This is a genomic window from Vulgatibacter sp. (assembly GCF_041687135.1).
Classification (GTDB): Bacteria; Myxococcota; Myxococcia; order Myxococcales; family Vulgatibacteraceae; genus JAWLCN01.
Window position 1 is genome coordinate 352,241 of sequence record NZ_JAWLCN010000003.1, and the last position, 26,804, is coordinate 379,044.

General features: G+C 71.0%; 18 protein-coding genes. 7 read left to right on the forward strand and 11 right to left on the reverse strand.

What is annotated here, in order from left to right:
• Positions 1-92: 92 nt before the first annotated feature.
• Both dnaK and grpE read right to left on the reverse strand, forming a co-directional pair.
• Positions 93-1,913, reverse strand: coding sequence for a molecular chaperone DnaK (gene dnaK / locus ACESMR_RS08905; protein ID WP_373046704.1), 1,821 nt, complete (start codon positions 1,911-1,913; stop codon positions 93-95).
• 50 nt (positions 1,914-1,963) lie between these two features.
• The gene (gene grpE / locus ACESMR_RS08910; RefSeq protein ID WP_373046705.1) at positions 1,964-2,686 is read right to left on the reverse strand and encodes a nucleotide exchange factor GrpE; all 723 of its coding nucleotides are present in this window, start codon (positions 2,684-2,686) and stop codon (positions 1,964-1,966) included.
• A 207-nt stretch (positions 2,687-2,893) separates the two neighbouring features.
• Between grpE and mfd the strand changes: the two genes are divergently transcribed.
• Positions 2,894-6,445, forward strand: coding sequence for a transcription-repair coupling factor (gene mfd / locus ACESMR_RS08915; protein WP_373046706.1), 3,552 nt, complete (start codon positions 2,894-2,896; stop codon positions 6,443-6,445).
• Positions 6,442-7,194, forward strand: coding sequence for a phosphatase PAP2 family protein (locus tag ACESMR_RS08920; RefSeq protein ID WP_373046707.1), 753 nt, complete (start codon positions 6,442-6,444; stop codon positions 7,192-7,194). The genes mfd and ACESMR_RS08920 overlap by 4 nt, the downstream gene beginning before the upstream one ends.
• Here ACESMR_RS08920 and ACESMR_RS08925 read toward each other — a convergent pair whose 3' ends face one another.
• The 3 genes from ACESMR_RS08925 to ACESMR_RS08935 form a co-directional block, all read right to left on the reverse strand.
• Positions 7,195-7,977 (reverse strand): SDR family NAD(P)-dependent oxidoreductase, encoded by a 783-nt coding sequence (locus ACESMR_RS08925; RefSeq protein WP_373046708.1) that lies wholly within the window; start codon positions 7,975-7,977, stop codon positions 7,195-7,197.
• Positions 7,974-8,762, reverse strand: coding sequence for a dihydroneopterin aldolase (locus ACESMR_RS08930; RefSeq protein WP_373046709.1), 789 nt, complete (start codon positions 8,760-8,762; stop codon positions 7,974-7,976). Before ACESMR_RS08930 ends, ACESMR_RS08925 begins: the two co-directional genes overlap by 4 nt.
• A 137-nt stretch (positions 8,763-8,899) precedes the next feature.
• Positions 8,900-9,622 carry an SDR family NAD(P)-dependent oxidoreductase gene (locus ACESMR_RS08935; RefSeq protein ID WP_373046710.1) on the reverse strand — a complete coding sequence of 241 codons (723 nt, stop codon included), beginning with the start codon at positions 9,620-9,622 and terminating at the stop codon, positions 8,900-8,902.
• Between the two features lie 149 nt (positions 9,623-9,771).
• On the opposite strand from ACESMR_RS08935, the gene ACESMR_RS08940 reads away from it, so the two are divergent.
• Both ACESMR_RS08940 and ACESMR_RS08945 read left to right on the forward strand, forming a co-directional pair.
• Entirely contained in the window at positions 9,772-9,894 is a 123-nt protein-coding gene (locus ACESMR_RS08940; RefSeq protein WP_373046711.1) for a hypothetical protein, read from the forward strand.
• A 6-nt stretch (positions 9,895-9,900) separates the two neighbouring features.
• Positions 9,901-10,788, forward strand: coding sequence for an MBL fold metallo-hydrolase (locus tag ACESMR_RS08945; RefSeq protein ID WP_373046712.1), 888 nt, complete (start codon positions 9,901-9,903; stop codon positions 10,786-10,788).
• Positions 10,789-10,856: 68 nt separating this feature from the next.
• Here ACESMR_RS08945 and ACESMR_RS08950 read toward each other — a convergent pair whose 3' ends face one another.
• Both ACESMR_RS08950 and rarD read right to left on the reverse strand, forming a co-directional pair.
• Complete coding sequence (locus ACESMR_RS08950; protein ID WP_373046713.1) at positions 10,857-11,336, reverse strand: peptidylprolyl isomerase; 480 nt, start codon at positions 11,334-11,336, stop codon at positions 10,857-10,859.
• 72 nt (positions 11,337-11,408) lie between these two features.
• Positions 11,409-12,326 (reverse strand): EamA family transporter RarD, encoded by a 918-nt coding sequence (gene rarD, locus ACESMR_RS08955; RefSeq protein WP_373046714.1) that lies wholly within the window; start codon positions 12,324-12,326, stop codon positions 11,409-11,411.
• Between the two features lie 231 nt (positions 12,327-12,557).
• Between rarD and ACESMR_RS08960 the strand changes: the two genes are divergently transcribed.
• On the forward strand, positions 12,558-15,113 hold the full coding sequence (locus ACESMR_RS08960; protein ID WP_373046715.1) for an FG-GAP repeat domain-containing protein: 2,556 nt from the start codon (positions 12,558-12,560) through the stop codon (positions 15,111-15,113).
• Between the two features lie 114 nt (positions 15,114-15,227).
• The gene (gene moaA / locus ACESMR_RS08965; protein WP_373046716.1) at positions 15,228-16,274 is read left to right on the forward strand and encodes a GTP 3',8-cyclase MoaA; all 1,047 of its coding nucleotides are present in this window, start codon (positions 15,228-15,230) and stop codon (positions 16,272-16,274) included.
• Here moaA and ACESMR_RS08970 read toward each other — a convergent pair.
• Positions 16,271-16,489 carry a hypothetical protein gene (locus ACESMR_RS08970; protein WP_373046717.1) on the reverse strand — a complete coding sequence of 73 codons (219 nt, stop codon included), beginning with the start codon at positions 16,487-16,489 and terminating at the stop codon, positions 16,271-16,273. The genes moaA and ACESMR_RS08970 overlap by 4 nt on opposite strands.
• Positions 16,490-16,508: 19 nt before the next feature.
• On the opposite strand from ACESMR_RS08970, the gene ACESMR_RS08975 reads away from it, so the two are divergent.
• Complete coding sequence (locus tag ACESMR_RS08975; RefSeq protein ID WP_373046718.1) at positions 16,509-17,486, forward strand: hypothetical protein; 978 nt, start codon at positions 16,509-16,511, stop codon at positions 17,484-17,486.
• Here ACESMR_RS08975 and ACESMR_RS08980 read toward each other — a convergent pair.
• The 3 genes from ACESMR_RS08980 to ACESMR_RS08990 form a co-directional block, all read right to left on the reverse strand.
• Entirely contained in the window at positions 17,465-18,478 is a 1,014-nt protein-coding gene (locus tag ACESMR_RS08980) for a DUF72 domain-containing protein (RefSeq protein ID WP_373046719.1), read from the reverse strand. The two genes, ACESMR_RS08975 and ACESMR_RS08980, sit on opposite strands and share 22 nt — an antisense overlap.
• The gene (locus tag ACESMR_RS08985) at positions 18,475-20,817 is read right to left on the reverse strand and encodes an ATP-binding protein (protein ID WP_373046720.1); all 2,343 of its coding nucleotides are present in this window, start codon (positions 20,815-20,817) and stop codon (positions 18,475-18,477) included. The genes ACESMR_RS08980 and ACESMR_RS08985 overlap by 4 nt, the downstream gene beginning before the upstream one ends.
• 187 nt (positions 20,818-21,004) lie before the next feature.
• Complete coding sequence (locus ACESMR_RS08990; RefSeq protein ID WP_373046721.1) at positions 21,005-26,758, reverse strand: lamin tail domain-containing protein; 5,754 nt, start codon at positions 26,756-26,758, stop codon at positions 21,005-21,007.
• Positions 26,759-26,804 lie beyond the last annotated feature (46 nt).

Genomic DNA, 26,804 nt, shown 5'->3' on the forward strand with positions numbered 1-26,804 from the left:
CCAACAGGCGATGCGGACGCGTCCGGCGGTAGGGCCTGCGTTGCCGCCATCGGCGCGGCAACGCTCGCAACGCACCGTCTCGCGTGGAGCGATCAGCCCGCCGACTGGTTGTAGATCGTCTCGGCGATGCGGTAGGCGCTGCCCTCGAGGCGCGCCACCGCTTCCTTGATCCGCTCGAGGTCGTTGGTCGGCAGCACCGCCTTGAGCGCCGTCACGTCGCCCTTGATCTCCTCGACGTCCTTCGGCTGGAGCATCGAGGCGTACTCCTCGAGGCTCTTCTCGGTCGTGTAGATCAGGCCGTCGGCGGTGTTCTTCGCGTCGGCCACGGCCTTCTTCTGCTCGTCGTCGCCGCGGTGCTCCTCGGCGTCCTTGATCATCCGCTGGATCTCCTCCTCGGTCATGCCGGAGGAGGCGAGGATGCGGATGGTCTGCTGCTTGCCGGTGCCGAGATCCTTCGCCGCCACGTGCACGATGCCGTTGGCGTCGATGTCGAAGGTGACCTCGATCTGCGGCACGCCGCGGGGCGCAGGCGGAATGCCCACCAGCTCGAAGCGGGCCAGCGTCTTGTTGTCCGCCGCCATCTCGCGCTCGCCCTGGAGCACGTGCACGGACACGATCGGCTGGTTGTCCTGCGCGGTGGAGAAGACCTGCCCCTTCTTCGCGGGGATGGTCGTGTTCTTGTCGATGATCTTCGTGTAGACGCCGCCGGCGGTCTCGACGCCCAGCGAGAGCGGGGTCACGTCGAGGAGCAGCACGTCCTTCACGTCGCCGGTGAGGACCGCGCCCTGGATCGACGCGCCGATCGCCACCACCTCGTCGGGATTGACGCCCTTGTGCGGATCCCTGCCGAAGAAGCCGCGGACCTTCTCCTGCACCTTCGGCATGCGGGTCATGCCGCCGACCAGGATCACCTGATCGATCTGCCGGGCGGTGACGCCGGCGTCCTGGAGCGCGACCTTGCACGGCTCCAGGGTCCGGTCGATGAGCTCGGCGCAGAGCTGCTCGAGGGTGTCGCGGTCGAGGGTGTCGGTGAGGTGCTTGGGGCCGGTGGCGTCGGCGGTGATGAAGGGGAGGTTCACCTCGGTCTCGTGGGCCGAGGAGAGCTCGTGCTTGGCGCGCTCCGCCGCTTCTTTCAGCCGCTGCAGCGCCATCCGATCCTTGCGCAGGTCGGTGCCGTGCTGCGCCGCGAAGCGCTCCGCGAGCCAGTCGATGATCCGGTTGTCGAAGTCCTCGCCACCGAGGAAGGTGTCGCCGTTGGTGGCCTTCACCTCGAAGACGCCCTGGTTCAGCTCGAGGATCGAGATGTCGAAGGTGCCGCCGCCGAGATCGTAGACCGCGATGCGCTCGCTCTTGCCGTCCTTCTGCTTGTCGAGGCCGTAGGCCAGCGCCGCAGCGGTGGGCTCGTTGATGATGCGCAGGACGTTCAGGCCCGCGACGCGGCCCGCGTCCTTGGTGGCCTGGCGCTGGGCGTCGTCGAAGTAGGCGGGGACGGTGATCACCGCTTCGGTGACCTCCTCACCCACGTAGTCCTCGGCGGTCTGCTTCATCCGCGAGAGCACCTGCGCCGAGATCTCGGCGGGGGCCATCTTCTTGCCGCGGACGTCGACCCAGGCGTCGCCGTTGTCTGCAGGCAGCACGCCGAAGGGCAGCAGCCCCAGGCTCCGCTGCACCTCGTGCGTCTGGTATTTGCGGCCGATGAGGCGCTTCACGCCGTAGATGGTGGCGTCGGGGTTGGTGATCGCCTGGCGTTTGGCGATCTGCCCCACGAGCCGCTCGCCGTTCTCGGCGAAGGCCACCATCGACGGGGTGGTGCGGCTGCCCTCGGAGTTGGGGATCACCACCGGATCACCGCCCTCGAGGACGGCGACGCAGGAGTTGGTGGTTCCGAGATCGATCCCGATGACCTTGGCCATTTACGTCGTTCCCTTGTGTGCTCCCCCCGGGGCGCACGGCGGGCAGAGGCTCAATTCTGCGTTTCTTCCCCGGAAGGAGCAGCGGCGGCCTCGGGGCCGGGCCCGCTGGAGACGACCACCATCGCCGGGCGGACGAGCCGCTCGTGGAGCTGGTACCCCCGCACCAGCTCCCGCACCACCACGTTGGCTGCGTGCTCGGTGCTCTCCACCTGCTGGATCGCCTCGTGGAAGCGCGGGTCGAAGAGCTCGCCCACCGCCGAGAAGCCCTTCACCCCGAACTTGCCCAGGGTCTCCTCGAAGAGGCGGCGGTTCATCCGCACCCCCTCGGCGAAGGAGTTGAGGTCGCCGCCGCCGGCGGAAGCCTCGAGGGCCCGGTCGAAATTGTCGAGGACGGGGATGAGCTCGGAGAGGAGCTTCTCGATCCCGAACTTCTGCAGCTCCTCGCGCTCCCGCGCCGCCCGCTTCTTGTAGTTCTCGAGGTCGGCCACCGCGCGCAGGCGCAGGTCGTTGGCCTCCTGCAGGCGCTGCATCAGCTGCTGCGTGCGCTTCGCCGACTCCTCGAGGAGCTGCTCCTTGAGATCGAGCTCGGCGCGCAGCGCCTCGTCGCCTTCGCCCGCTGCTGCGACGACGTCTTCCTCGACCTCGATCTCGAGGGTGTTCTCGACGCCGGTGGTCGTGGAGCCACCCTCGACGGCGCGGAGCGCCTCGGCGATGGCGTCCTCGCTGATGTCGACCTGGAAGGCGTTCTTCGGCGGGGTCTCGGACTGGGACATGAGCGCTGAAAACCCTGTGGAGACGCGGAATTGCGGCCCGCATCATGGCACAGCGCAGTTGGGGCATCAACCGCGCGGAGGGCGTCCGGCGCCCGTTTCCGTGGCAGGGTCGGCGCGCAAAACCCATACTGCGGAGCAAGCGACGACCCACCGCCCGGGCCGCCTCCGGCCCGCAGGCAGGCGGGGTCGTGTGCGTCGTGGGCTGGGATGGACGATCTGCTGGCGAACGAAACGGAAGGCACGGCCGAGGGCGCCCTGGGCCGTCTGCTGGAGCGGCTCCGGGATGGCACGGGGCCGGTTCCCGTGCTGGGCGTGAAGGGCGGCGCCAGGGGCTGGGTCGCCGCCGGGATCCGCGAGGCCCTCGGCAGCCCGCTGGTGGTGGTGGCGGCGGACGAGGAGGCTGCCGACCGCCTCGCCGCGGACCTCGGCTTCTTCCTCGGCGGCGGCACCGAGGGCGAGGAGCGCAAGGTCCTCCGGCTGCCGGTGGACGAGGTCCTCCCCTACGACGGCCTCTCGCCGGATCGCTCCACCGAGCTCGACCGCCTCGCCGCCCTCACCCTCCTCCACCGCGGCGAAGCCCCGCCGGCGCTGGTCCTCTCCGCCAGGGCGCTGGCCCGGCGCACCCTGCCCCGCGCCATGTTCGCCGGCGCCACCGACGAGATCGCGGTGGGCTCGAGCTGGGACCGCGACGATCTGGCGCGCCGCCTGGTGGCGCTGGGTTACCAGAGCGTGCCGCTGGTGGAGGACGCGGGCACCTTCGCGGTCCGCGGCGGCATCCTCGACCTCTGGTCGCCGATCTACGGCCAGCCGGTGCGCCTCGAATTCTTCGGTGACGAGGTGGAGAGCCTCCGCGTCTTCGAGCCCGACACCCAGCGCACGGTGCGGACCCTCGACCGCGTGCTCCTAGGCCCCGCCCGCGAGGTGCTCTTCAGCGACGAGACGAAACGCGCCGGCATCGCCGCGATCCGCGACGCGGCGGACCGGGTGAACAAGCCCACCGCCCAGGTGCGGGAGCTGGTCGACTCGATCCAGGAGGCGATCCCCGCCTACGGCGTGGAGAGCTTCCTCCCCGGCTTCTACGAGGAGAAGCTCGAGCCGATCGCCGGATTCTTTCCGGAAGGCGCGGTGATCCTCCTCGACGATCCGGTAGCGATCGACCGGGCCCTGGAGGATCTCTGGGAGGATCTGGAGAAGGAGCACGAGGCCACCCTCGAGCGCGCGGATCTCGCGCTGCCGCCGCAGGCCCACTTCCTCGGCGCCGACGAGGCCCTCGCCCAGCTCGGCGCCTTCGCCCGCGCCGACCTCCACTCGCTCTGGATGGGCGGCGCCGACGTGGAAGCGGTGCGCTTCGACCTGCCCGCCACCGCGGGGATCCGCAAGGAGATCGAGAACCACCACGGCGAGGACGGCGCCCTCCACCCGCTGGTGGAGCGGCTGAAGCGGTGGCGGGAGCGGGGCTACACCACCATCCTCGCCGCGGGTTCCCAGGGGCAGGCCGACAAGCTCAAGCGGCTCCTCTCCGAGCGGCGGGTGGCGGTGAAGATCCGCGACGAGTGGGTGCCCGCGGATCCCTCCAGCTGGTGGGATCGCTCGGTCCACGCCTGGATCGTCCCCCACGAGCTCACCGCCGGCTTCCTCGCCGCGGAGGCGCACTTCGCGGTCATCGCCGAGGAGGAGATCCTCGGCGTCCGCCAGAAGCGCCGGCTCCGCTCCGCCCGCCGCGCGGACATGCCCTTCGTCGCCGCCTTCCGCGAGCTGAACGAGGGCGATCTCTGCGTGCACGTCGACCACGGCATCTGCCGCTACGGCGGCCTGCAGAAGCTCAACGTCCGCGGCGTGGAGGGCGACTTCCTCGTCCTCCACTTCGAGGGGAAGGACAAGCTCTTCCTCCCGGTCTCGAAGCTGCGGCAGGTGCAGAAATTCGTGGGCGCCGGCGCGGAGCACGCGCGCCTCGACAAGCTCGGCGGCACCTCCTGGGAGAAGACCAAGAAGAAGGTCAAGGACGAGCTGCTGCGCATGGCGGCGGAGCTCCTCGACATCTACGCGCGGCGCAAGGCCCACCCGGGCATCGAGTACCCGCAGCCCGACCGCTACTTCCACCAATTCGAGGCGGACTTCGCTTTCGACGAGACGCCGGATCAGCAGAAGGCGATCGACGACGTGATCGCCGACATGGCCTCGGGCAAGCCGATGGACCGGCTGGTCTGCGGCGACGTGGGCTACGGCAAGACCGAGGTGGCGATGCGCGCCGCCTTCATGGCGGTGCTGGGGCAGAAGCAGGTGGCGGTGCTGGTGCCGACCACCATCCTCGCCCTGCAGCACTTCAACTCCTTCAAGAGGCGGATGCGCGACTACCCGGTGCAGGTGGACTGGGTCTCCAGCTTGCGCGGCGCAAAGGAGAACAAGGAGGTGCTCCAGCGCGCCGCGGAGGGGAAGGTCGACATCGTCCTCGGCACCCACGCGCTGCTGGCGCCGAGCGTCGCCTTCAAGGATCTCGGCCTCGTGATCATCGACGAGGAGCAGAAATTCGGCGTAAAGCACAAGGAGCGCCTCAAGCGCTACCGCGCCGAGGTGGACGTGCTCACGCTCACCGCCACGCCGATCCCGCGCACCCTGCACATGTCGATGGCCGGCGTGCGCGACATGTCGATCATCAACACGCCGCCTGCGGACCGTCGCGCGATCCGCACGTTCGTCTCGAAATTCTCGCCCACCGAGATCCGCGAGGCGATCCTCCGGGAGAAGGGACGCGGCGGCCAGGTCTACTTCGTCCACAACCGGGTGGAGTCGATCGGCTCGATGCAGCGCTTCCTCACCGAGCTGGTGCCGGAGGCCTCCATTGGCGTTGCCCACGGGCAGATGGGCGAGCACGTCCTCGAGCGGATCGTCGGCGACTACATCGACAAGAAATACGACGTGCTGCTCTGCACCACGATCATCGAGAGCGGCCTCGACATCCCCAGCGCCAACACGATTATCGTGAACCGCGCCGACACCTTCGGCCTCTCCCAGCTCTACCAGCTCCGCGGCCGCGTGGGCCGCTCGTCGGAGCGCGCCTACGCCTACCTGCTGGTGCCGGCGAAGCAGCAGATCACCAAGGACGCGCAGCGGCGCCTCGAGGTGCTGCAGCAGTTCAGCGATCTGGGCGCGGGCTTCCACATCGCCAGCCACGACCTCGAGATCCGCGGCGCCGGCAACCTCCTCGGCGCCAAGCAGTCGGGGCAGATCGAGGCAGTGGGCTTCGACCTCTACTCGCAGCTCCTCGAGGAGGCGGTGGCGGAGACCCGCGGCGAGCCGATCCAGCACGTGGTGGAGCCCGAGGTGCAGCTGCCGGTGCCGGCCTTCATCCCCGACGACTACCTGCCCGACGTGCACCAGCGGCTGCTCTTCTACAAGAAGCTCGCCCAGGCCAACACCGACGAGGAGATCGAGCAGGTCCGAGAGGAGATGATCGATCGCTGCGGCCAGCCCACCCACGAGGTGGACGCCCTCACCCGCACCATGGCGATCAAGGCGGATCTGCGCGCGCTGCGGCTGCGGGCGCTGGAGAGCGGGCCGGCGCGGCTGGTGATCACCCTCGGCCCCGACGCGCTCCTCGATCCGGCCAAGGTGGCAGCGCTGGTGGCCCGGGGCGGCAACTACCGCCTCACCCCCGACATGAAGCTGGTGGTGAAGACGGCGCCGGATCTCTCCGGCGAGCGGCTGCTCGAGGCGGCGCGGTACGCCCTGCGGGATCTCGCCCGGTGTGCGGCGGCATGACCGGCGGCCCCGCGGAGGATGGCGTGCTGAAGCGGCTCTTCTGGCGGCTGATCGACTGGATCGGCCGCAACGAAAAGAGCGTGCTCGTCGCGGGCCTGCTGGTGGTCGGCGGCGTGTGGGGATTCGTCGCGCTCGCCGACGAGGTGAACGAGGGCGAGACCCAGGCCTTCGACGAGTGGGTGCTGCGGCAGCTGCGCACCCCCGGCGATCTCTCCGATCCCATCGGCGACGTCTGGGTGGAGGAGGCGGCCCGGGACATCACCGCGCTGGGCGGCGTCACCGTGCTCGTCCTGGTCACGGTGAGCGTGGTCGTCGCCCTGGGGCTGCAGCGCCGGCGGGGCACGATGTGGCTGGTGGTCGGCAGCACCCTCGGCGGCGCGCTCCTCACCTCCGCCCTCAAGGACGCCTTCGACCGGCAGCGGCCCGGCGTGGTGCCCCACCTCACCGAGGTGCTCACCGCCTCCTTCCCCAGCGGGCACGCCATGCTCTCCGCGGTGGTCTACCTCACCCTCGGCGCGCTCCTGGCGCGGCTGGTGCGCAACACCTGGGCGCGGGCCTGGTGCCTGCTGGTGGCGATGGGGATCACGGTGCTGGTGGGCTTGAGCCGCCTCTACCTCGGGGTGCACTACCCCACCGACGTGCTCGGCGGCTGGGTGGCGGGGATGGCCTGGGCGCTGGCCTGCTGGCTGCTCGCCCGCTGGCTCCAGCGCCGGGGCACGGTGGAGCGGCCCGGCCCCGCCCGCTCCTGATCACTCACGCAGGAGCAGGCCGCCGTCGATGGTGAGCGTGGTGCCGGTGCTCCACGAAGCGCCGAGGAGATGGACCACCGCAGCGGCCACGTCCTCCGCCTTGCCGAGGCGGCCGAGGGGGTGCAGGCCGCGGAGCGCCTCGAGTTGTGCGCCGAGGCGCTCTTCGTATTCCACGCCGGTGGGCATCGTCTCGCCGGGATCGAGGCGCAGCTCGTGAATCATCTCGGTGTCGACGAGCCCCGGCGCCACCGCATTGAACCGCACGCCCCGCGGCGCGCCCTCGAGGGCCAGCGAGGCCATCGCCGCCACCAGCCCCGCCTTCGCCGCGCTGTAGGCCGCAGAGGTCCGCACCGGGCGGAAGGCGAGCGTGGAGGCGACGAAGACCACGCCCCCGCCGCTCTCGAGCACGCGCAGCGCCTCCTCGCCGAGGCGCAAGGGGGCGACGAGGTTGAGCTCGAGTTGCGATCGCAGCGCCGCCTCGTCGATCCGGCCCGGCGCCTGGTGCACCACGTTTCCGGCGCTGTGGACCATGCCGTCGAGGCCGCCGAGCAGATCCCGGGCCCGCTCGAGCAGGCCTTGCCGCTGGGCTTCGTCGGCAAGATCGCAGGGCAGCGCGTGGATGCGGCCGGGCCATGCATCCCGCACCGCCTCGAGCCGCTCCGCCCTGCGCCCGACCACCACCACCTCGCCGCCGTCGGCGGCGATCCGCTCGGCCACGGCGCGGCCGATGCCGCTGCCGCCGCCGGTGACCAGCACCCGCCGCGTGCCGACGGGCAGCTTCATCGCGCCCGCTCCGCCGCAGGGTAGAAGGGCACCGGCTCGACCCAGGGCAGCTCGCCCTCGTGCGCCACTTCGATCTCGTCGTGGGGCAGGAAGGCCGGCCGATCGACGCAGAGGATGGTGCCCTCCACCTGCGCCGGGTTGTCGTAGCGGTGGGGCAGATCCTTCGGCCAGCGGAAGGCGCTCCCCGGCGCCACGGGCCTGCCCTGGAGCAGGAGGTTGGACCCGAGGATCAGCTCCCGCTCCTCCATCGCCTGGTGGACGTGGGTGGGGATCGACGCCCCCGGCGCGATCCGCAGCCGGTAGATCCCGCAGCCCTGGCTGGCGTGGAGCACGTCGACCCGGCCCCACTTCTTCTCCTCGACGGGGAAGCCCATCTCCTCGCGGCTGCGGTGGATTTCGAGGGAGGGAACGGCGTCGCCGCCGAGGGCGCCGGGCTTGGTGAGCCGCACGCTCACCGCCTCCACCTGCGCGTGGGGCGCGTCGGCGGTGGGCGGCGCGAGGATGTAGCTGCAGAGCGCCTCCGCGGCGGTCTCGAGGAGGCGGAAACGGCACGACTCGAGGAGGAAGCGGATCTCGCCGGCGAGGCGCGCGTAGTCGAGGCTCGCCTCGAGGCCTGCGCCTGCAGCTGCGGCGCGGGTGTCGAGGAAGAGGGCCAGATCGACCTGCAGGGTCTGCACCGTGCGCCGCTCCTCCGGGTAGACGCCGACGATGCAGTCGGCACGCAGGCCGCGGACCTCGATGGCGTCGAGGCTCCTGCCGTTGGTGGTGAGGAAGGGACGCTGCATGCGAAACCTCAGAGCGTGTGAAGAAATCGGTCCGGCAAGCGCCGGCCCGCTTTCTTCGCTCGCGCTTCGCGCGAGAGACGCTCCATCTTACGATCGCTCCGCCTTCGGCTTCGCTGGAGAGTTTGTTTCACAAACTCTCAGAGCACGACCGAGCGGCCGCCGTCCACGTTGATCACCTGGCCGGTGACGTAGGGTTGCTGCGCGAGGAAGAGCACCGCCCGGGCCACGTCCTCGGGATCACCCTCGCGGCCCATCGGCACCCGGGCGAGGATCGACTGCTTGGTCGCCTCGTCGTAGTCGGGCGGGAAGGCCACGGTCCCTGGCGCCACGCCGTTCACCCGGACCTTCGGTCCGAGCTCCACCGCCAGCGCGCGGGTGAGCATGAGCAGCCCGGCCTTGCTCACCGAATAGTGGGCGTACTCGTCGTAGGGCCGCTCCGCGGCGATGTCAGTGACGTGGATCACGCAGGGCGCCGGCGCCGCGAGCAGCGAGGGGAGGAGCCCCTGGGTGAGGAAGAAGGGGGCCTCGAGGTTGATCGCCTGCATCCGCCGGTAGCGGGCCCGATCGATCCGGGCGAAGGGCACCCGCTCGAAGATGCCGGCGTTGTGGACCACGAGATCGAGCGCCGGGTGTTCGGCGCGCAGCGCTGCGGCGAGGCGATCGACCGCGTCGGGATCCGAGAGATCGGCGGTGCGGAGATCGACCTGCCTGCCCAGCGCCCGGGCCTGCGCCGCCACCTCCTCCAGCGCATCGACCGACGCGTGGGCGTGGAGGACGAGGTCGTAGCCAGCATGGGCCAGGGCGAGGGCGGTGGCGCGGCCGACGCGGATGCCGGCGCCGGTGACGAAAGCCTTGCTCATGGCGCCGCAGGATGCCCGAGAAGCGCCGCCGGTTGCACGGCAGAAAGCCGCACGGCGCCTGCTTGCTCGCCCGGAGCCCGGGCGGCGCGCGGTGCATGGCCGCCCCATCGCGCCCACCTTGAAGGACACCACGCGCAAGGAGGTAGACGATGGGTCTCTTCAAGAAGGCAGCAGCCGCAGGCTTCCTCAGCCGTTTCCTCAACAGGCGCCGGTCCCGGCGCTCCTACGGCTACGGAAGGCGCCGCGGCCTGCTCCGCCGTTTCCTCGGGTAGGGGCCGATGCATCGGCGCTACGAGCTCGCCGGTGGGGAGGCCGCCGGGGCGATGAGCGACGGCTCGATCTTCTTCGTGGGGACGGCCACCACGCTCATCCGCTTCGGCGGCTTCTCGATCCTCACCGACCCGAACTTCCTGCACCAGGGCGAGAAGGTCCACCTCGGCTACGGGCTCCATTCGACCCGGCGCACCGAACCCGCCTGCCAGCTCGAGGATCTCCCGCCCTTCGACTTCGTGCTCCTCTCCCATCTCCACGAGGACCACTTCGATCGCAAGGTCGAGCAGCGGCTGCCGCGCCACACCCAGATCCTCACCACGCCGAAGGCGGCCCGGGCGCTGGCGCACCGAGGCTTCTATGCCGTCGATGCGATGCACCCCTGGGAATCGATCGAATTCGCCCGGGGCGAGAGCCGGCTCCGCGTGACCTCGATGCCGGGGCGCCACGGGCCGATGGCCTTCGCCAGGCTGCTGCCGCCGGTGATGGGCTCGATGCTCGAATTCGGCCACGAGCGCTTCGGCCTGCTGCTCCGCCTCTACGTGAGCGGCGACACGCTGGTCTACGAGGCGATCCGCGAGATCCCCGAGCGCTTCCCGGGGATCGACTGCGCCCTGCTCCACCTCGGCGGTACGCGGGTGATGGGGGTGCTCGTCACCATGGACGGCAAGCAGGGCGTGGAGATGATGAAGATCGTCGAGCCGGAGATCGCGGTGCCGATCCATTACGACGACTACGACGTCTTCCGCTCGCCGCTCTCCGACTTCGCCGACGAGGTCCACGCAGCGGGGCTCGATGGCCACGTGCGCTGGATCCACCGGGGCGAGACGCTGCCGATCCCCAACCCGCTGGCGCGGACGCGGGAGGCGCACGAGGAAGAGACGCAGCCGCCCTGAAAATCGAAAACGCGCGGGCTGCATTCGCAGGCCCGCGCGTTCTCATGTGCCCAGCCGGGGAGCTGCGATTACTCGCACTCCTCCTCTTCGCCGTGGGCGTGGCCGTGCTCGAGCTCCTCGGCGGTGGCGGCGCGCACGTCGAGCAGCTCCACGTCGAAGGTGATGTCCTTGCCGGCGTAGGGGTGGTTGCCGTCGAGGGTGGCGGTCTCGTCGGTGAGCTTCATCACCGTGAAGCCCTGGGGCTCGCCCTCCTCGTCGTCCGACCAGATCTCCTCGCCCTCTTCCACGTCCTCGGGGAGGTCGGAGCGGGGCACCTCGATCACCATCTCGTCGTCGCGCTCGCCGTAGGCGTCGGCGGCCTTCAGGGTGACCTTGGTCTTGAAGCCCTTCTCCTTGTCCTGGAGCACGTTCTCCAGGCCCTCGGCGATCTCGTCGAAGCCGTGCAGGTACTGGAGGGGCGCGTCGCCGACGCTGCTCTCGAGCACCTCGCCCTTCGAATCGGTGAGGGTGTACTGCACGGTAACGACGTTGCCCTTGGTCGCCTTCATAGAAAGTCCTCTGCGTAACGCTGCAGGTTTTGCCGCACCATATACCCCGGCGCGCCGGAAGCGGGGGAAAGATCAGGTGCGCAGCACGGGCGGGGCTGCCGGCACCGGGGGGCGCCTGGCGAGGAGGCCGTCCGCGGCGTAGAGGGCCACCGCCGTCCAGATCAGGCCGAAGGTCACCGCGTGGCGCTCGGTGAAGGGCTCGCCATAGGCGAGGACCGCGAGCCCCAGCTGGCAGGTGGGGGCGACGTACTGGATGATCCCCATGGTCGAGTAGCGGAGCCTGCGGGCGCCGGTGGCGAACCAGAGGAGCGGGATCGCGGTGGCGGCGCCGGCGCCCACGAGGAGGAGGGCCTCCCCCTGCGTGGAGCCGAAGGCCCCGCTCGCCGGGACGAGGAGGAGCCAGGCCACCGCCACCGGGGTGGCGAGGCCGGTCTCGACGGCGAGGCCGGTGAGGGATTCCACCGAGGCCCGCTTCCGGAGCAGGCCGTAGAGGCCGAAGGTCGAGGCCAGGGTGAGGGAGACCCAGGGAACCACCCCCAGCCCGAGGGCGAGCCAGCCCACGCCGGCGAAGGCCACCACCACCGCGGCGAGCTGCAGCGGGCGCAGGCGCTCCCCGAGGAAGAGCCGCGCCAGGAGCACGTTGACCAGCGGGTTGATGTAGTAGCCGAGGCTCGCCTCGGTGACGTGGCCGGTGTTCACCGCCCAGATGAAGAGCAGCCAGTTGCAGGAGATGAGCGAGGTGGTGAGGGCGAGGAGCCCCAGCGTCCGCCTGCGCCGCAGCGCCGCCAGCAGCTCGGGCCAGCGCCTGCCCAGGGTGAGGAGCCCCGCCACGAAGACGAAGGACCAGGCGATCCGGTGGGCGATGATCACGCCGGGAGCGACGCCGCCGAGCAGCTTCCAGTAGGCGGGGAAGAATCCCCAGATCAGGTAGGCGCCGAAGGCGTAGGCGCCGCCGGCCAGGGTGGAAGCGCGCTCGGTGGGGTTCTGCATGGCTGCTCTTCTAACCCCCCGGAAGAATCGGCGCATCCTGCCACGGCACAGGCCCGTCACCCCACCTGCCGGATTTCCGGGTAGCTACCTGGGGCGTTCTGCCTCACATCTGCGGCACGAGGCTGGCGAACCTGCGCCTGGCGAGGCGATTCGACGGCGATCCGGCGTCCGGGCACGCACCTTGCGTCCTCCCGGGACCATCCCGGTTCCAGGAGGTACCTCGTGGTACGTGTGACGAAGGTCGCTCTGCTCGCGGCGTTGTTGGCTGCCGCCGCCTGTGGCGATTCGACGGAGAGGGCGCGGCAGGTCGGCGCCGGTGGCAGCGGCGGGAGCGGCGGCGGCAGCGCCGGCTCGGGCGGCACGGGAGGCGGCGGCGCCGGCGGCGAAGAGGCCCCGCAGACGTGGGACGACGCCGAGATCCACCACCGCTGGACCCGCGAAGGTTTCGGTCTGGCGTGGTCGCTGGCCGCGTTCGACTACGACGGCGACGGCAACGACGAATACCTCCTCGGCGGCAGAGGCGCCGCCGTCATCGATCCCGCCGACCCGGGCGCCCATCCGAAGTGGTCCCTCGACTGGGAAGAGGGCACCGAGTGGGAGATGGCCTACAACTTCGGAGTCTTCGACGGCAACGGCGACGGCACCGACGACGTGCTGGTGGTGAGCACCAACAAGGACGCCTACCTCGTCGACGGGCAGACCGGCGAGCGGATCTGGTACCAGCCGGAGATCTCCGAGTTCCTACCGGCCCGGATGGCCATCGTCGACGGAGACGACGACGGCGTGCCCGACTTCTTCGTGGTGGGCCAGAGCACCGTGCGCTCCGGCGCCACCGGCGAGGTGCTCTACGACCTCGGCCTGCCGGTCATCGTCGCCGATGCGGAGCCCGCCGAGCTCGACGGGTTGCCCGGCATCGACCTCATCGTCGGCGTGGAGGCCGATGCGCCGATCGACGGCCCGCCGGTCGAGGGAATGGTGCAGGTCTTCGGCTACGCCGGGGACCAGAAGATCTGGGAGTTCGCCACCACCGGCCAGGTTGGCACCGTCGCCGCTGCCGACGTGGACGGCGACGGGATCCACGAGGGCGTGGCCGGCACCAACCAGGGCTGGATCTACGTCATCGGCAGCGACGGCCAGGCGGTCTGGAGCGAGGACATCGGTCACGGCGCGATCCTCCGCACCGCAGCAGGCGATGCAGACGGCGACGGCCGCGACGAGGTCTTCGTCGCCTTCATGGCCTATGCGGACGCCACCCCCACCCGGATCATCGCCTACGACGACGACGGCTCCCGGATGTGGGAGTACTCGGTCGCGCCGATCTGGGTCGACGGCTTCTCCCTCGAGCAGCTCGACGACGATCCCGAGCTCGAGCTCCTCTTCACCTGCGGCAACGAGGTCCGGGGCGTCTACAGCGGCTTCGCCGCAGCGCTCAACACCTCGCCCACCGCCATCCGAGAGCAGTGGAAGGTCGACTTCGGCCTGATGGTCTTCGGCTTCACCATGCTGGAGCGCGACGGCGAGAAGCAGATCGCCTTCTACGCCGACGACGCCCGCGTCCGCGCGGTCGAGGCCGCGACCGGCGCCACCGCGTGGCTCAACTACGTCGGCGACATGGTCACCGCGATGGGCGCAGGCGATGCCACCGGCGACGGCATCACCGACGTGGTGCGCGGCGACATGCGCGGCAACGTCCACCTCGTCGACGGCAAGGATGGCACCGGCATCTGGTCGCGCCGCCTCCAGAGCGTGCGCGGCGCCATCACCATGGCGGCGGCGATGGGCGACATCGATGCGGACGGCGTCGCGGACATCGTCACCGGCGGCTACCGCATGGCGGACGAGAAGAGCGGCGTGCTCGAGCTCTACTCGAACCGTGGCGCGCTGCTCTGGTCGCGGCTCTACAACGGCTCGATCACCACCGCCGAGATCGCCGACCTCGACGGCGACGGCGTTCCCGAGATTCTCGCGGTGGAGGATGCAGGCACCTGCGTGGTGCACGCGCTCACGCCCGCAGGCGAGATCCTCTGGAGCTCCTCGATCAACACCTGCGGCGCCGGCAACTACCTGAGCATCGCCGACGTCGACGGTGACGACGTGCCCGAGATCGCCTACGCCGCCCCGCCCATGCTCGAGCCCCCGGACATCGCCCTCCTCGATGCGGACGGCACCGTGCGCTGGAACAAGGAGATCATCGACACCCAGTGGGTGCAGGCGGTGCCGGGTGGCGTTCTCACCGGTGGCGGCGCCGTGCAGTTCGGCGGTTACACGGGGCTCTACTCGATGGACGACGGCTCGCTGGTCTGGGAGCACCGGATCGAGCCGATCCCCGACCCCGAGTACCCGGAGCACGATCCCCTCGGCAACCCCGTCTTCTGGGGCATGGCGGTCCCGGACCAGAACGGCGACGGCGTCTTCGAGGTCGTGGCCTCGGGCCTGCGCAACGACATGCACCTGATCGACGGTGTGAACGGCGCGGACATCTGGACGAAGTGGCTCGAGTCGAAGGACATCGGCTGGAACCTGCGCCCCGCCGGCGGCCCGGTGATCTACGTGCCGCACACCGAGATCGCGCCCGCCTTCATCGCGACCGCGCAGTGGAGCGAGTTCCACGTTGGCACCACGATCCGCGGCCTCTCCCTGGACGACGGTGAGGTGCTCTTCGAGACGAGGATGCAGGGCCACTCCAACTCCGGCGTCGCGGCCACCTTCGAGGACGGCAACCAGGGCGCCGTCTTCAACGGCCTCTCCAGCATCTACGCCATCGAGGCGAAGCCGAAGGCCGAGTAGCGCCCCGGCCGCGCCGCGGAATCTCGAGAGGGCCCGTCCGGTTCGCCGGGCGGGCCCTCTCGTTTTCGCTGCACCGGCTTTCGTCGCTGCGCCTGGCGGTCTACCCTGCCTGCCGTGAAGGTCACCGCGCCGCAGCCCCTCGTCCCGCTCCGCCACGCCGCCAACGATCGGCGCGGCCGCCCCTTGCGCGACCTGCGGATCTCGGTGACCGACCGGTGCAACTTCCGCTGCCCCTATTGCATGCCGGCGGAGGCCTTCGGCCCCGGGCACCGCTTCCTCGGGGGCGAGGAGCTCCTCTCCTTCGACGAGATCGAGGCGATCGCCCGGGCGGCGGTGGCCCTTGGTGTGGAGAAGATCCGCCTCACCGGCGGCGAGCCGCTCCTTCGTCCCGGGATCGAGGAGCTGGTGGAGCGGATCGCCGGGATCCCCGGGGTCCGGGACCTGGCGCTCACCACGAACGGCAGCCGCCTCGCCCCCCGCGCCGCGGCGCTGGCCCGAGCGGGTCTGCGCCGGGTGACGGTGAGCCTCGATGCCCTCGACGACGAGACCTTCGCGCGGATGAGCGGCGTCGGCGCCAGGGTGGCGCCGGTGCTGGAGGGGATCGCCGCGGCACGGGCGGCGGGCCTCGGTCCGGTGAAGGTCAACATGGTGGTGCGCCGCGGCGTGAACGACCACGCGATCGAGGCGATGGCCCGGCACTTCCACGGCACGGGGGACGTGCTCCGCTTCATCGAATACATGGACGTGGGCTCGTGCAACCGCTGGAACCGGGACGAGGTGGTCAGTGGCGAAGCGATCGTCCGCAAGGTGCACGCGGTGCTGCCCCTGGAGCCCCTCGACCCGGCGGCGCCGGGCGAGGTGGCGCGGCGTTACCGCTACCGCGACGGCGGGGGCGAGATCGGCGTGATCACCTCGGTGACCCGGCCCTTCTGCGGCGGCTGCGTCCGCGCCCGCCTCGCTGCGGACGGCACGCTCTACACCTGCCTCTTCGCCACCGACGGGCACGACCTGCGCCGGCCGCTGCGCGAGGGCGCCGGGGCCGAGGCGCTCCTCGAGCGGCTGCGCACGATCTGGAGCGGGCGCGACGATCGCTACTCGGAATTGCGGGAGCTCCTACCGGTGGTGAGCGGCAAGGTCGAGATGTCGCGGGTGGGCGGCTAGGCGCTGCGGCGGGGGCGGAGCGCGCGCTCGATCGGCTCGCGCACCGACGCGGGGCCGCGGCAGAAGGCGGCGGCGTGGCCGGGACCCTGCGATTCGACGCCGGTCTCGCAGCCCTCGATCCCCTCGCGGGCGAGGAATTCGTCGAGGTGGACGCGGAAGTGGCGGGCGGTTCCTTCCGCGTTGGGGCCGGCAAAATCCCAATACCAGGTGATCATCTCTGGCATCCTACCGCCCGTGTCTCCGCCGCGCTTCTTCCTCGTACAAGCAGCCCCTTCCGTCGTCGAGGCGATCGATCGCGGCAGGCGCGATCCCGCCGCCGGTGCCCGGGTGCTCGCCTCCCTCGCCCTGCAGCACCAGCGGGTGGCTGCAGCGAGCGAGCGCGTGGTGGACGACGTGCGCAAGCGGCCGCAGGCCCGGGACAACGCCCGCTTCGGCTTCGCCGCAGGCAACCTGCCCTACCTGATCGCCGCCCCCGATCCCCACGGGATCGCGGAGGCGCTGCGGACCGTCGAGACGCTGCACGAGGAGGCCGCGCTCGAGGCCTTCTTCACGGCGCAGGCCGAGAAGCTCGGGCTGCAGGTCCGCCGGCTCGATCCGGCGATCCGCGCGCCGGGCGAAGCGGAGCTACGCAGCTGGATGGAGCAGCGGCTCGCCCTCGTAGCGGCGGGCGCGGCCCCCGGGCCGCTGGCGCGGCTCCTCGGGAAGACGCCGGACGATGCAGCTGTGCGAGCCGCCGCACACGCCGCGGCGGAGATCCTCGGGCGCATCGGCCCGGTGTGGAGCGAGGGACGCGGCCGCGGGCTCGGGGCGCTTGCCGGCGGCGTGCCCGACGCCGCCCGCGACGCGGCGCTGCTCGCCTCCTACGAGATCGATCCGGCGGAGGTCCGCGCCGCCCTCGGCGCGCCGGATCCGCAGGCCCCGGTGCTCGCGGCGCTGCGGGCGCTGGTGGAACGGGCGCCCAGGCTCGGCTCGCTCGCCGCCGGGCCCGAGTCGCTGCTGCTGCCTGCTGGCAACGCGGAGGGGATCGCACGGCTTCTCACCGAGCGCTGGAACGAGCTCGGACAGCAGGCGGTGCGCTTCTTCCTCACCGAGGAGCTCGACGATTGGCGGCGGGTGATCCTCGCCGCCCTCCACGCCGCCCACGAGAGCGGCGTGCCCCTGCTCGAGGCCCGGGACGTCTTCCGCTACGGCTACCGCTGGCCGCCGCTGTAGAGCGGTCCGCCCAGCGCGGCGATCCGGGCGGCGAGCGCAGCTGCCGAGAGGGGCGCCGAGCCTTCGGCCTTGTTGTTGATGATCACGAAGGTGGGAAGGCCCCGCAGCGCCGCGTCGAGGGCGAGCTGCGCGATCAGCTCACGGTTCGCCGGATCCTCGTCCACCAGCGCCGAGAAGGGGCGGTAGCGCGCCACCGCCCCCTCGTAGTCGAGGCCGTCGCGCAGCATCCAACGCACCACCACCGCGGGCCCGCGCAGGGGATCGAAGCGGCGGAGCTGCTCCGCCAGCGGCACCATGCCCGCGTGGACGTTGAGGCAATGGACCGCGCCCACGTCGGCGAGGGCCGCGAGGTAGGGGGGCGTGAGGAGCGCGCCGTTGCGGAGCTCCACCGCGTAGAGCGGCCCCTTCGGCAGCGCGGCGAGGAAGCCGTGGAGCCGCTCGGCGAAGGCGCCGAGCGAAGAAGGCGCCTGCGGCGGCAGCTGGAAGAGGATCGGCCCCAGCTTCGCGCCGAGTCCTTCCACCGCAGGGGCGACCACCACGTCGGTTGCCCACGCCGGATCGAGGAAGCGATCGTTGGCCTCGCCCCGCTGCGCGCCGTAGCGGGCGTGCCTCGGAAAACGCGCGAGGGTGCAGGCCTCGTGGGCCTTCACGAGGAAGCGAAACTCGGCGGGGACCTGCGCGGCGTAGCCGGCGAAGACGTCGGCCTGCACCGGCGCGTAGAAGGTCCGATCGATCCCCACCGTGCGCAGGAGCGGATGGCTGCCGTAGATCGAGAGCCCCTCGCTGCCGAGGCGGGCCTCGGAGAGGCGGTCCGCCCAGACGAGCCCCTGCCAGCCGGGGAAGGTCCAGGAGGAGGTGCCGAGGCGGAGCGTCGCCGGCAGGCGCGCCGCCATCGCGGCGGTGGCCAGGGCTGCAGGTGCAAGCGGCTGCGGCGGCGGCTCGCTCGCGCCGAAGAGGGAGAGCTGCGGCGGCTGCTTGCGCCGCGGGCTCACGGCGTGCTGCCCGCGGCGATCGCCCGCTCGAGGAGCCGCAGCAGCAGCCGCCCCTCCTCGAAGGCACCTGCCCCGCCCGCCTTCGCCGTAGCCTGGAGGCGCAGCGCCTCCTCCAGGTAGCCGCCGGCCCTCTCCGGCGCGCCCCGCAGCTCCGCGGCGCGGTTGGCGCTCACCGTGCCACGGGCGGCGGCGACCGCAGCGAGGTGGACGGGATCGTCCACCTCCTTGAGCAGCTGCTCCGCTCGATCGATCTGCGCCTCCGCTTCCGCCAGCTCGCCGTCCGACGCGCGGAGCAGGCCGAGGGGAAGCAGGGTGAGGGCGAGGTTGCGGGCGTCGCCCAGGGCACGGAAGGTGGACGCCCCCTCCTCGAGCCGCTGGCGCGCCTCCTCGAGCCTGCCAGCCTCGAGGTGCGCGCCGCCGAGCCCCGCGAGGATCAGCCCGGCGAGGTGCTGGCTGCCGGTGCGGCGCACCAGGGCCAGGGCGCGCCCGTATTCGGCGCAGGAGCGGTCGAAGTCGCCGGCCTCCTGGCGGATCGCGCCCATGCTGTCGAGCAGCGCCGCTTCGTTGTGATCGTCGCCGATCGCGTGGAAGGTCTCGAGGGCCGTACCAAGCGCCTCCAGCGCCTCGTCGCTGCGGCCCTGGTCGAAGAGCACGTTGCCCATGGTGCCGCGCATCACCGCGCCGCCATGGCGATCGCCGCAGCGCAGGTGCGCCGCCTCGGCCTGCTCGTACCAGCCCAGCGCCTCTTCGAGCTCGCCGCGGGCGTGGGCGACGTGGCCCCTGCTGCCCAGGGCCCGGCCCAGCCACGCGTCGTTGCCCGCCTCGCGGAGCAGCTCGATCGCCCTGTCGGTCACCCGGCGGCTCTCGTCGTCGCGGCCCTGCTCCCGGTGGAGCCTCCCGAGCTCGAGGAGCGCACGCGCTTCGAGCGTGGCGTCCCGGACGCCGCGGGCGAGGCCCGCTGCCTCCACCAGATCGGCATGGGCGCTCGCGGGCCTGCCGCCGTGGAGCCGGGCCTTGCCACGGGCGAGGAGGGCGGCGGCCCGCAGGGCGGGATCGGTCCGTGACGGCGACGCAGCTGCGAGCGCCCCGTCGAGCAGGGCGACCAGCGCGCTCGCGTGGTGGCGGAGGAGGAAGAGGGGCGCGAGGAGGACCGCAGCCCGCAAGGCGTCTGCTGCAGCCTCGGTGGGCGCCGCCGACCTGCCGACGGCCCGGCGGTGGATCTCGAGGAGGTTCTCCTGCGCGCGCTCGAGGGCGGCGCCTGCCTGGAGGTCGGCAAATTCGGTGAGGGCGCGGGCCCAGGCCTCTGCCCGCGCCAGGTACCAGGCGGCGTGGCGCCGCTCCACGGCGGAACGTTCCGCGGGATCGAGCTGCCTGGCGGCGAAGGTCCGCACCGACTCGTCGAGGCCGTAGCGCGGCTGCCCGCCGCCGAGCTGCCGCAGGTGGAGGAGGGAGCGCTCGTAGAGCGAGCGCACCGTCTCCAGCGGATCGGCCCCGTCGAGAACCACCACCGCCGCAGCAGCCTCGGACTCGAAGCCGCCGCGGAAGACCGAGAGCTGCGCCAGGGCGCTGCGCTGCGCCGGCGAGAGGAAGCGCCAGGAGGCCTCGATCGCCTCCCGCAAGGTGTGGTGCCGCGAGAAATGGGTGGCGCCGGGGGTCCGCACCAGGAGCTCCAACCGCGCCGGCAGCTGCTCGAGGAGCCGCTCCGCCGGCAGGTGGGGGAGCTGCGCCGCAGCGAGCTCGAGCGCCAGCGGCAGGCCGTCGAGGGAGACGGCGATGGCGCGGATCGTCGCTGCGTCCGCGTCCCGGAGGTCGGCGCCTGCAGCTGCGGCCCGGAGCCGGAGGAGCTCCACCGCCTCGTCGGCGACGGAGAGCGGCGCCAGCTCGAGGACCTGCTCTCCCTCGACCCGGAGCGCCTCGCCGGCGGTGGCGAGGAAGGCGAGCTGCGGCGCCGCCTCGAGCCAGCGGGCCACCAGCACGCCGAGCGTCGGGCCCATCGGCTCGAGGTTGTCGAGGACGAGGAGCGAAGGCTCCTGCCTGCGGAGGGCGTCGAGGAGCGCCGCCTCCACCTCGGAGTCGGGGAGGCGCGTCGCCTGCACGTCGAGCAGGCGCGCGAGGCGCCGCACCAGGGCGTCGGGATCGGCGGCGTCGCTGAGCTCGCAGACGAGGGCATGCCCCGTCCACTCCCGGGCGAACTCCCAGGCGAGGCGCGACTTGCCGATCCCCGCAGGTCCCCGGAGCGTGAGCAGCCTGCCGCCCGACGTGCGCCAGGCCCGCAGGCGGCGCAGCTCCACGGCTCTCCCGACGAAGGGATCCTGCGCGGCGGTCCCCGTAGCCAACATCTCTCCCCCCAACGACACGAGCCCGTGAGGGCCCCCCGACCCGCCAGCGACGAATCGGGCTCACCCATAGCGGAGGATGCGCGCCGAGGAAAGGGCCCAGCACCGCACGCAAAGTGAAAGAGCCCCGGCGCATCGCTGCGCCGGGGCCCTCTGGCCTCCCGCGTCGGGGAGGCGCGCTACCAGGAGGCTACTTCTTGTAGAAGGCGATGCTCTGGCCTGCCCAGAGCCTCTCCTGGTTGTACGAGTAGAGCGCCGCGTTTGCGCCGGTGCCGTCCTCGATGCCCACCGTGGTGCTGGAGCCGCGGTAGGCTGCAGGACCCTCCATCTCGCGGTACGCGGTCACGATGTCGCCGTTCTGCCAGAGCTGCGCCTGGAACGTGACCCGGCCACCGGTTCCACTGATACGGGCGTTCGACCACTGCACGATGAGCACCGTCTGGCCATCGATGGTCCGCTGCTCGTGCTGCACGCGGGTGAAGCTCTGGCCGTAGAGCGTCTCCCAGAACGGAGCCACCACGCCGTTGGGCGTCGAGCTGCTGGGCATGTTGGCGTTGCTCGTGCTCGACGAGGAGAGGGTCGCGAACGAGAGGAAGCCGCTCGAGGAAACGCCGACGGCGGTGCCCGAGGCGAGCGTGCCGTTGAAATAGGGGAAGGAGAAGCCGAGCCCGCCGCTGATCTGGGCGTAGGTGTTGTAGACGTTGGCGGAGAGCGCGGTACCCGTCGCCGAGATGTCGATGAAGGGCCGGTTCGAGGCCGGATCGACGTCGTAGTAGCTGTTGAGACAACCGGTTCCCCGCGTGCCGGGGCTACCCGTGTTCACGCCGTCGTAGGCCGTGGTGGTGGTGCACCAGGCCGACCGTGCGTCGTTCGCAGCGACCTGGCGGTTGAAGGCACTCGGGTCGACCTGCAGCGCCTGGCCCGGCGTGATCGTCCAACCGGCGGAATCCCAGGTGACCTGGTCGATCTCCGTCCCCATGTAGGAAATGGAGACGCTGTCCGTATCGTCGAGCGTGATCGCCGATCCGTAGCTCCAGGTCGAGGTCACGGTGGTGTTGTTGCCGGTGAGCACCGCGAACGCGCCCGGCTGGATCACCAGCGGCTGGCCGCTGCCGACGGTGGTCGATTCGGATCCGGAGGCGAGGACGAAACCCGCGATGTCGATCGGCCAGGGCGTCGTGTTGCGAACCTCGATCCACTCGCCGTCGGAAGTCGCGGCACCGCCGCTCGGGTGGATCATCAGCTCGCTGAAGGCCACGTCGCCGGGCTTCACGACGACGATGGTGTGCTCCTCGCAGTCCGTCAGGCCGATCTGCGAATTGCACACACGGTAGGTGGTCGTCTCGGAGGGCGTCACGTCGAGCGAGCCGCTCGCCGGCAGGCGCAAGTCGAAGCGGAACGAGGTGTTGTCGAGAGGCGCCGGGGAGGACGGGCTGCTGAAGTGCGTATAACCCGCCGAAGCGTAGAAGTTCTGGAAGCCCATCGTGGCGCTGCGACCGTCGGCGTAGTTGTCGTTGCTGCCGCCGTTGCCAGTCATGGCGCCGTAGCGATACTCGAAGACGCCGTTCTCGCGGAGGATCACCTGGAAGTTGAGCGACGCCGGGTTGTAGCTCGTCGAGGTGAACTCGAAGCCCTTCCAGTGGATCACCAGATAGCGCCCCTCGTGGTCGCTGCCCTCGACCGCATAGACCTCTCCGCCCGTCCCTGCGCGGATCGAATCCCAGAACGGTGCGAGGTGGACGTAGGTCGCAGGCGTGCTCGAGCCGTAGGGCAGCGTGCCGTTGCTGGTGTTTGCCGCCGCTTCGGGGCTGAAGGAGATGTAGCCGGCAGCGAAGATCCGGATCTGCGAGAGGATCTCGCCGAAATACGGGAAGCGGAAGTTCGGCGAGAAGACGTAGTCGGAGTAGCCGGTCGTCGAGGTGAGGGTCAGAGGCGTGACGCCGTTACCGGAAACATCGAGGAAGGGCTCGGACGTCACGGTGGCGGGATTCGACGGCATGTAGCCGGAGACGAAGGCGCCCGCAGCACCGCTGCTCGTCCAGGAGAGCGACACCGGCGTGTTGGGCGGCACCTGGGACGAGGAGGACGTGACGCTGCTCACGGTCGGCGCGGTGAGGACGAGCACCTCGGCGTTGGAGCTGAAGCTCCGGCCCTCGGCCGATACCGTGAAGACGTACTGGGTCGAGCTGTTCGGGGAAACGGTGATCGAGTCTGCGACCATGCTCCTGCCGGTGAGGTCGAGGGGGACGCCGTTCGCCGTCAACTCGATCGACGCGGCACCCACGGCCTGCCAGGTCAGCGTGGTCGACTGCCCGGGGTTCAGGGAACGCGAGCCGGCCGCGAAGCTGGTGATCGAGAGCGGGCTGTAGACCCGAACAGCGAGCTGGTCGGTCGCAGTATTCCGCGCGATCCCACCGACGACGACTACGTCGTAGGAGTAGTCGCCCGGGGTGGCCTCGATGATCTGGCAGGAGCCGGAGGCGAGCTGGCCCGCGGCCGCGACGCACCGCTCGACTCCGAATCCATCGACGACACGCACGTCGGTGGCGTTCGCGGCATTCCAGCTGATGGTGAACGGCGTGCCGAACTCCGGCTGTGCAGGCGCGATGGCCGCCGAGACCGCGACCGGCGCAAAGACCTCCACGAGTGCCTGGGCGGTGTCGGTGGAGTGCCCGTTGCGGGCGGTCAGCGTGTAGGTGGTGTTGGCCTGCGGCGCCACGCTCCAGGTGCCGGAGAGCGGCATGGCGAAGCCGAAGCGCAGCGACTTCCCGGCGAGGCCGCCGGCGATCTCGCTGTTGTACGAATAGGTGTAGCCCACCGTCCCCGTCTCGTTCTGCAGACCGATGGTGGCGCTGCTGCCATTGACGCGGGCCACGTTGGCGCTGCTCATGTTGCCGTAGCGGTACTCCACGTCACCGTTGGCCCGCAGGATCACCTGCATGTCGATCGTCGTGGGGTTGTCGGCGGTGGTGTAGAACTGGAAGTTCTTCCACATCACCACCAGGTAGCTGCCCTCGGCGTCGGAGCCGGTGTCCCACCAGAGCTCGCCGGTGCCGCGAACGTGCAGGTCGTCCCAGAAGGGCGCGAGGTGGATGTTCGAGCTGCCGCTGCGGGGCAACTGGTAGTTGGTGAAGGTGCTTGTGGCCGACATGTTGAAGCTGATGAAGCCGTCGGTCATCACCCGCAGGCCGCTCTTGCTCGCGCCGTACCAGGGGAAGGTGAAGCCGCTGGGGAAGTTGATCGCGGCGTAGCCACCGTCGACGCTCGAAGGCGTCACGAGGACGGCGGTGCCCGCCCCGGTGGTGTCGATGGCGAGGAGAGGCTCGGTGCCCACCGTCACCGAGGGCGCCGGCGGATCGAGGGTGACGCTGGTGGCGCGGTTGGTGGTCCAGCTGAGCTGCGTGGTCTCGCCCAGGAGGATCTGGTTCGGGACCGCGCTGAAGGAGAGCACCTCCGCCGGATCGACGAGGATGGAGACGGTGCCCTGCACGGTGGCGCCGGCGCCGTTGGTCACGATGACCAGGAAGTCGTTGCTGCCGGGCTGGAGCGGGAGGTCGGTGCTGCCGGCGGCGATGTCCGCGACCGAGACGGTGGAGTGGACCGGCGTGGCGCCCGGGTTGCCGCCGGCCATCTCGAAGATCTCGAGCTCGGTGCCCCACTGCGTGGTCCAGGAGACGGTGCTGACCGCAGGCTGCGTGCCGCCCATGGTGTCGACCACCTCGGGGTTGGCGCCGAGGGTGTCGATGGTGGGCAGGCCGTAGACCACCACCGGCGCATTCGCCGAGGAGGCCGTGGTGTCGGGGGTGGTGGCGGTGAGGGTGAAGCTGGTGGCGCCGGCAGCGACCGGGCTGAGGGTGGCGGTGCCGTTGTTCGGGTCGGCGGTGCCGAGGTCGTAGGCGTTGCCGAGGTCGTCGGTGATCGCCACCGTCGGCGTGCGGCCCTGGGCGTCGTTGTCGACCTGCCAGGTGAAGGTCACCTGCTCCCCCAGGCTGAGGCCTGCGGTGCTGGCGCTGAAGCTGCGAACGAGCGGGCCGCCGATGACGACCACCGGAAGCACCTCGGTGCTGGTGCCGCCGACGCCGTTGATCACCTGCAGCGTGTAATCGTGGGTGGCGTCGAGGATCGGCGCGGTGACCGCGGCGGAGCCGGAGGCGATCAGGTCGACGTCGGTGGTGGTGAAGGCCACGGCGCCGTCGCTGTCGAGGAGGTTGAGGGTGCGGCCGCCGACGTTGGTCCAGGAGAAGGTGAGCTGCTGGCCGGCGGGGATGATGGGCCGATCGACCTCGAAGGCACCGATGAGCGGATCGCCGACCGAGACCGCGACCGGCGCGGAGGCCACCTCGAAACCGAGGCGGTTGTAGGCCTTCAGCACGTAGCTCGCGTCGGCGAAGATCGGATCCTCCGCCGCGCCGCTGACCAGGGCGGGGTCGACGCCGATGTCGACGCCGTCGCGCTCGATGCGGATCGCGGTGGCGTCGGCGACGTCCCAGGAGAGGGGCACGCCCTCGCCGGCGCCGACCCGGATCGGGTTGGCACGGAACGAGGCGATCGTCGGCGCGGGGACGACGGCGACCTGGGTGGTGGATTCGGCGTTGCCGCTGGAGTTGATCGCGAGGGCGGAGAAAGTGGTCGACTCGGTGATCTCCACCTGCACGGTGCCGCTGCGGTTGGAGAGGCCGACCATCGGCAGCAGGCCACCGGGTTCGGCGACGATCTGCAGCCGCTCGGCGCCGTCGACGAGGTAGCTGATCGTGACGGTCGCGGGGAGGTCCGGGCGGGCGCTCAACTCCGGCGCATCGGCGGTGAAGAGGCCGAAGCGCGGCGCGGTGGTCATCGCGATGCTCGCAGCAGCGGTGGCGTCGAGGGAACCGCTGGTGACGCGGAGAAAGAGGGCCCCGTCGGGACCGACGCGCAAGGCGCGCGTGCCGGCCTGCAGATCGCCGGCAGCGATCTCGATCGCCTCGCCGGCATTGTTGGAGAGTCGGGCCGCGGTGGCGCCGCGGACCGCCCAGGAGACGGTGACCTCGTCACCGGAGCGCACCGGCCCCTCGGTGACGACGACGAAGCTCTCGATCACCGGGCGAACGCGGAGCTCGGCGGTGCGGACGATCTCGCCACCGATGCCGGTGGCGCGGAGGGTGTAGGTGGCGCTGGCGTTGGCGGTGACGGTCACGTCGCCGCTGGGCCGATCGGTGGCGTCGACCAGCACGGTGCCGGCGACGTCGGTAAGGACGACGCGCTCGGTGTCGGTGGTGAACCAGGAGATGGTGGCGTTGCTCCCCGGAACGATCGGCGCGCTCGGCATCGAGAGCGTAGCGGTGGGCGGCGGGACGACGTCCACGCCGGCGGTGGCGGTGATCGCGCCGCCGCGGTTCTTCGCGGTCAGGGTGAAGGTCGCGTCGCGCTCGACCCGCACCGACACCGAGCCTGCTGCCGTGGCTGCGCCGGCGAGGTCGATCACCCGGCCCCTGCCGTCGACGATCGCGATCTCGTCGGCGCCGCTGGTGGCCCACGAGAGCGTGGTCTCGTCACCGGGCGCCACCGCGGCGGGCGTCGCCTCGAAGCGGGTGATGCTTGCGATGGCAGGAAGCGGCGTGACCTCGACCGCGACCTCGCGGGTCACCTTCGTGCCGGCCTCGTTCGCCGCTTCGAGGGTGAAGGTCGCCGTGTCGCCGGGCTGCACCTCGATGCTGCCGCTCACCGGCAGGGCTTCGTTGGAAATCGCCGCGCCGAGCGCATCGCGGATCACCACCTTGGCGGCGTTCCGCGTCTCCCAGCTCAGCGTGGAGGTCTGGCCGACCTCGATGCTGTCGGGCGTGGCCAGGAAGGAAACGATTTCCGCTGCGGGAACGACCGGCTCTTTCGGCTCGGAATCCCCGCACGCGGCGAGCAGCGCTGCAGCCAGGGCAGCGAACAACGCGAACGTACGGACAGGCGACGACATGGCGTTTCACCTCGAAGTGAAGACACACGTCGCCGTCCCACGGCGA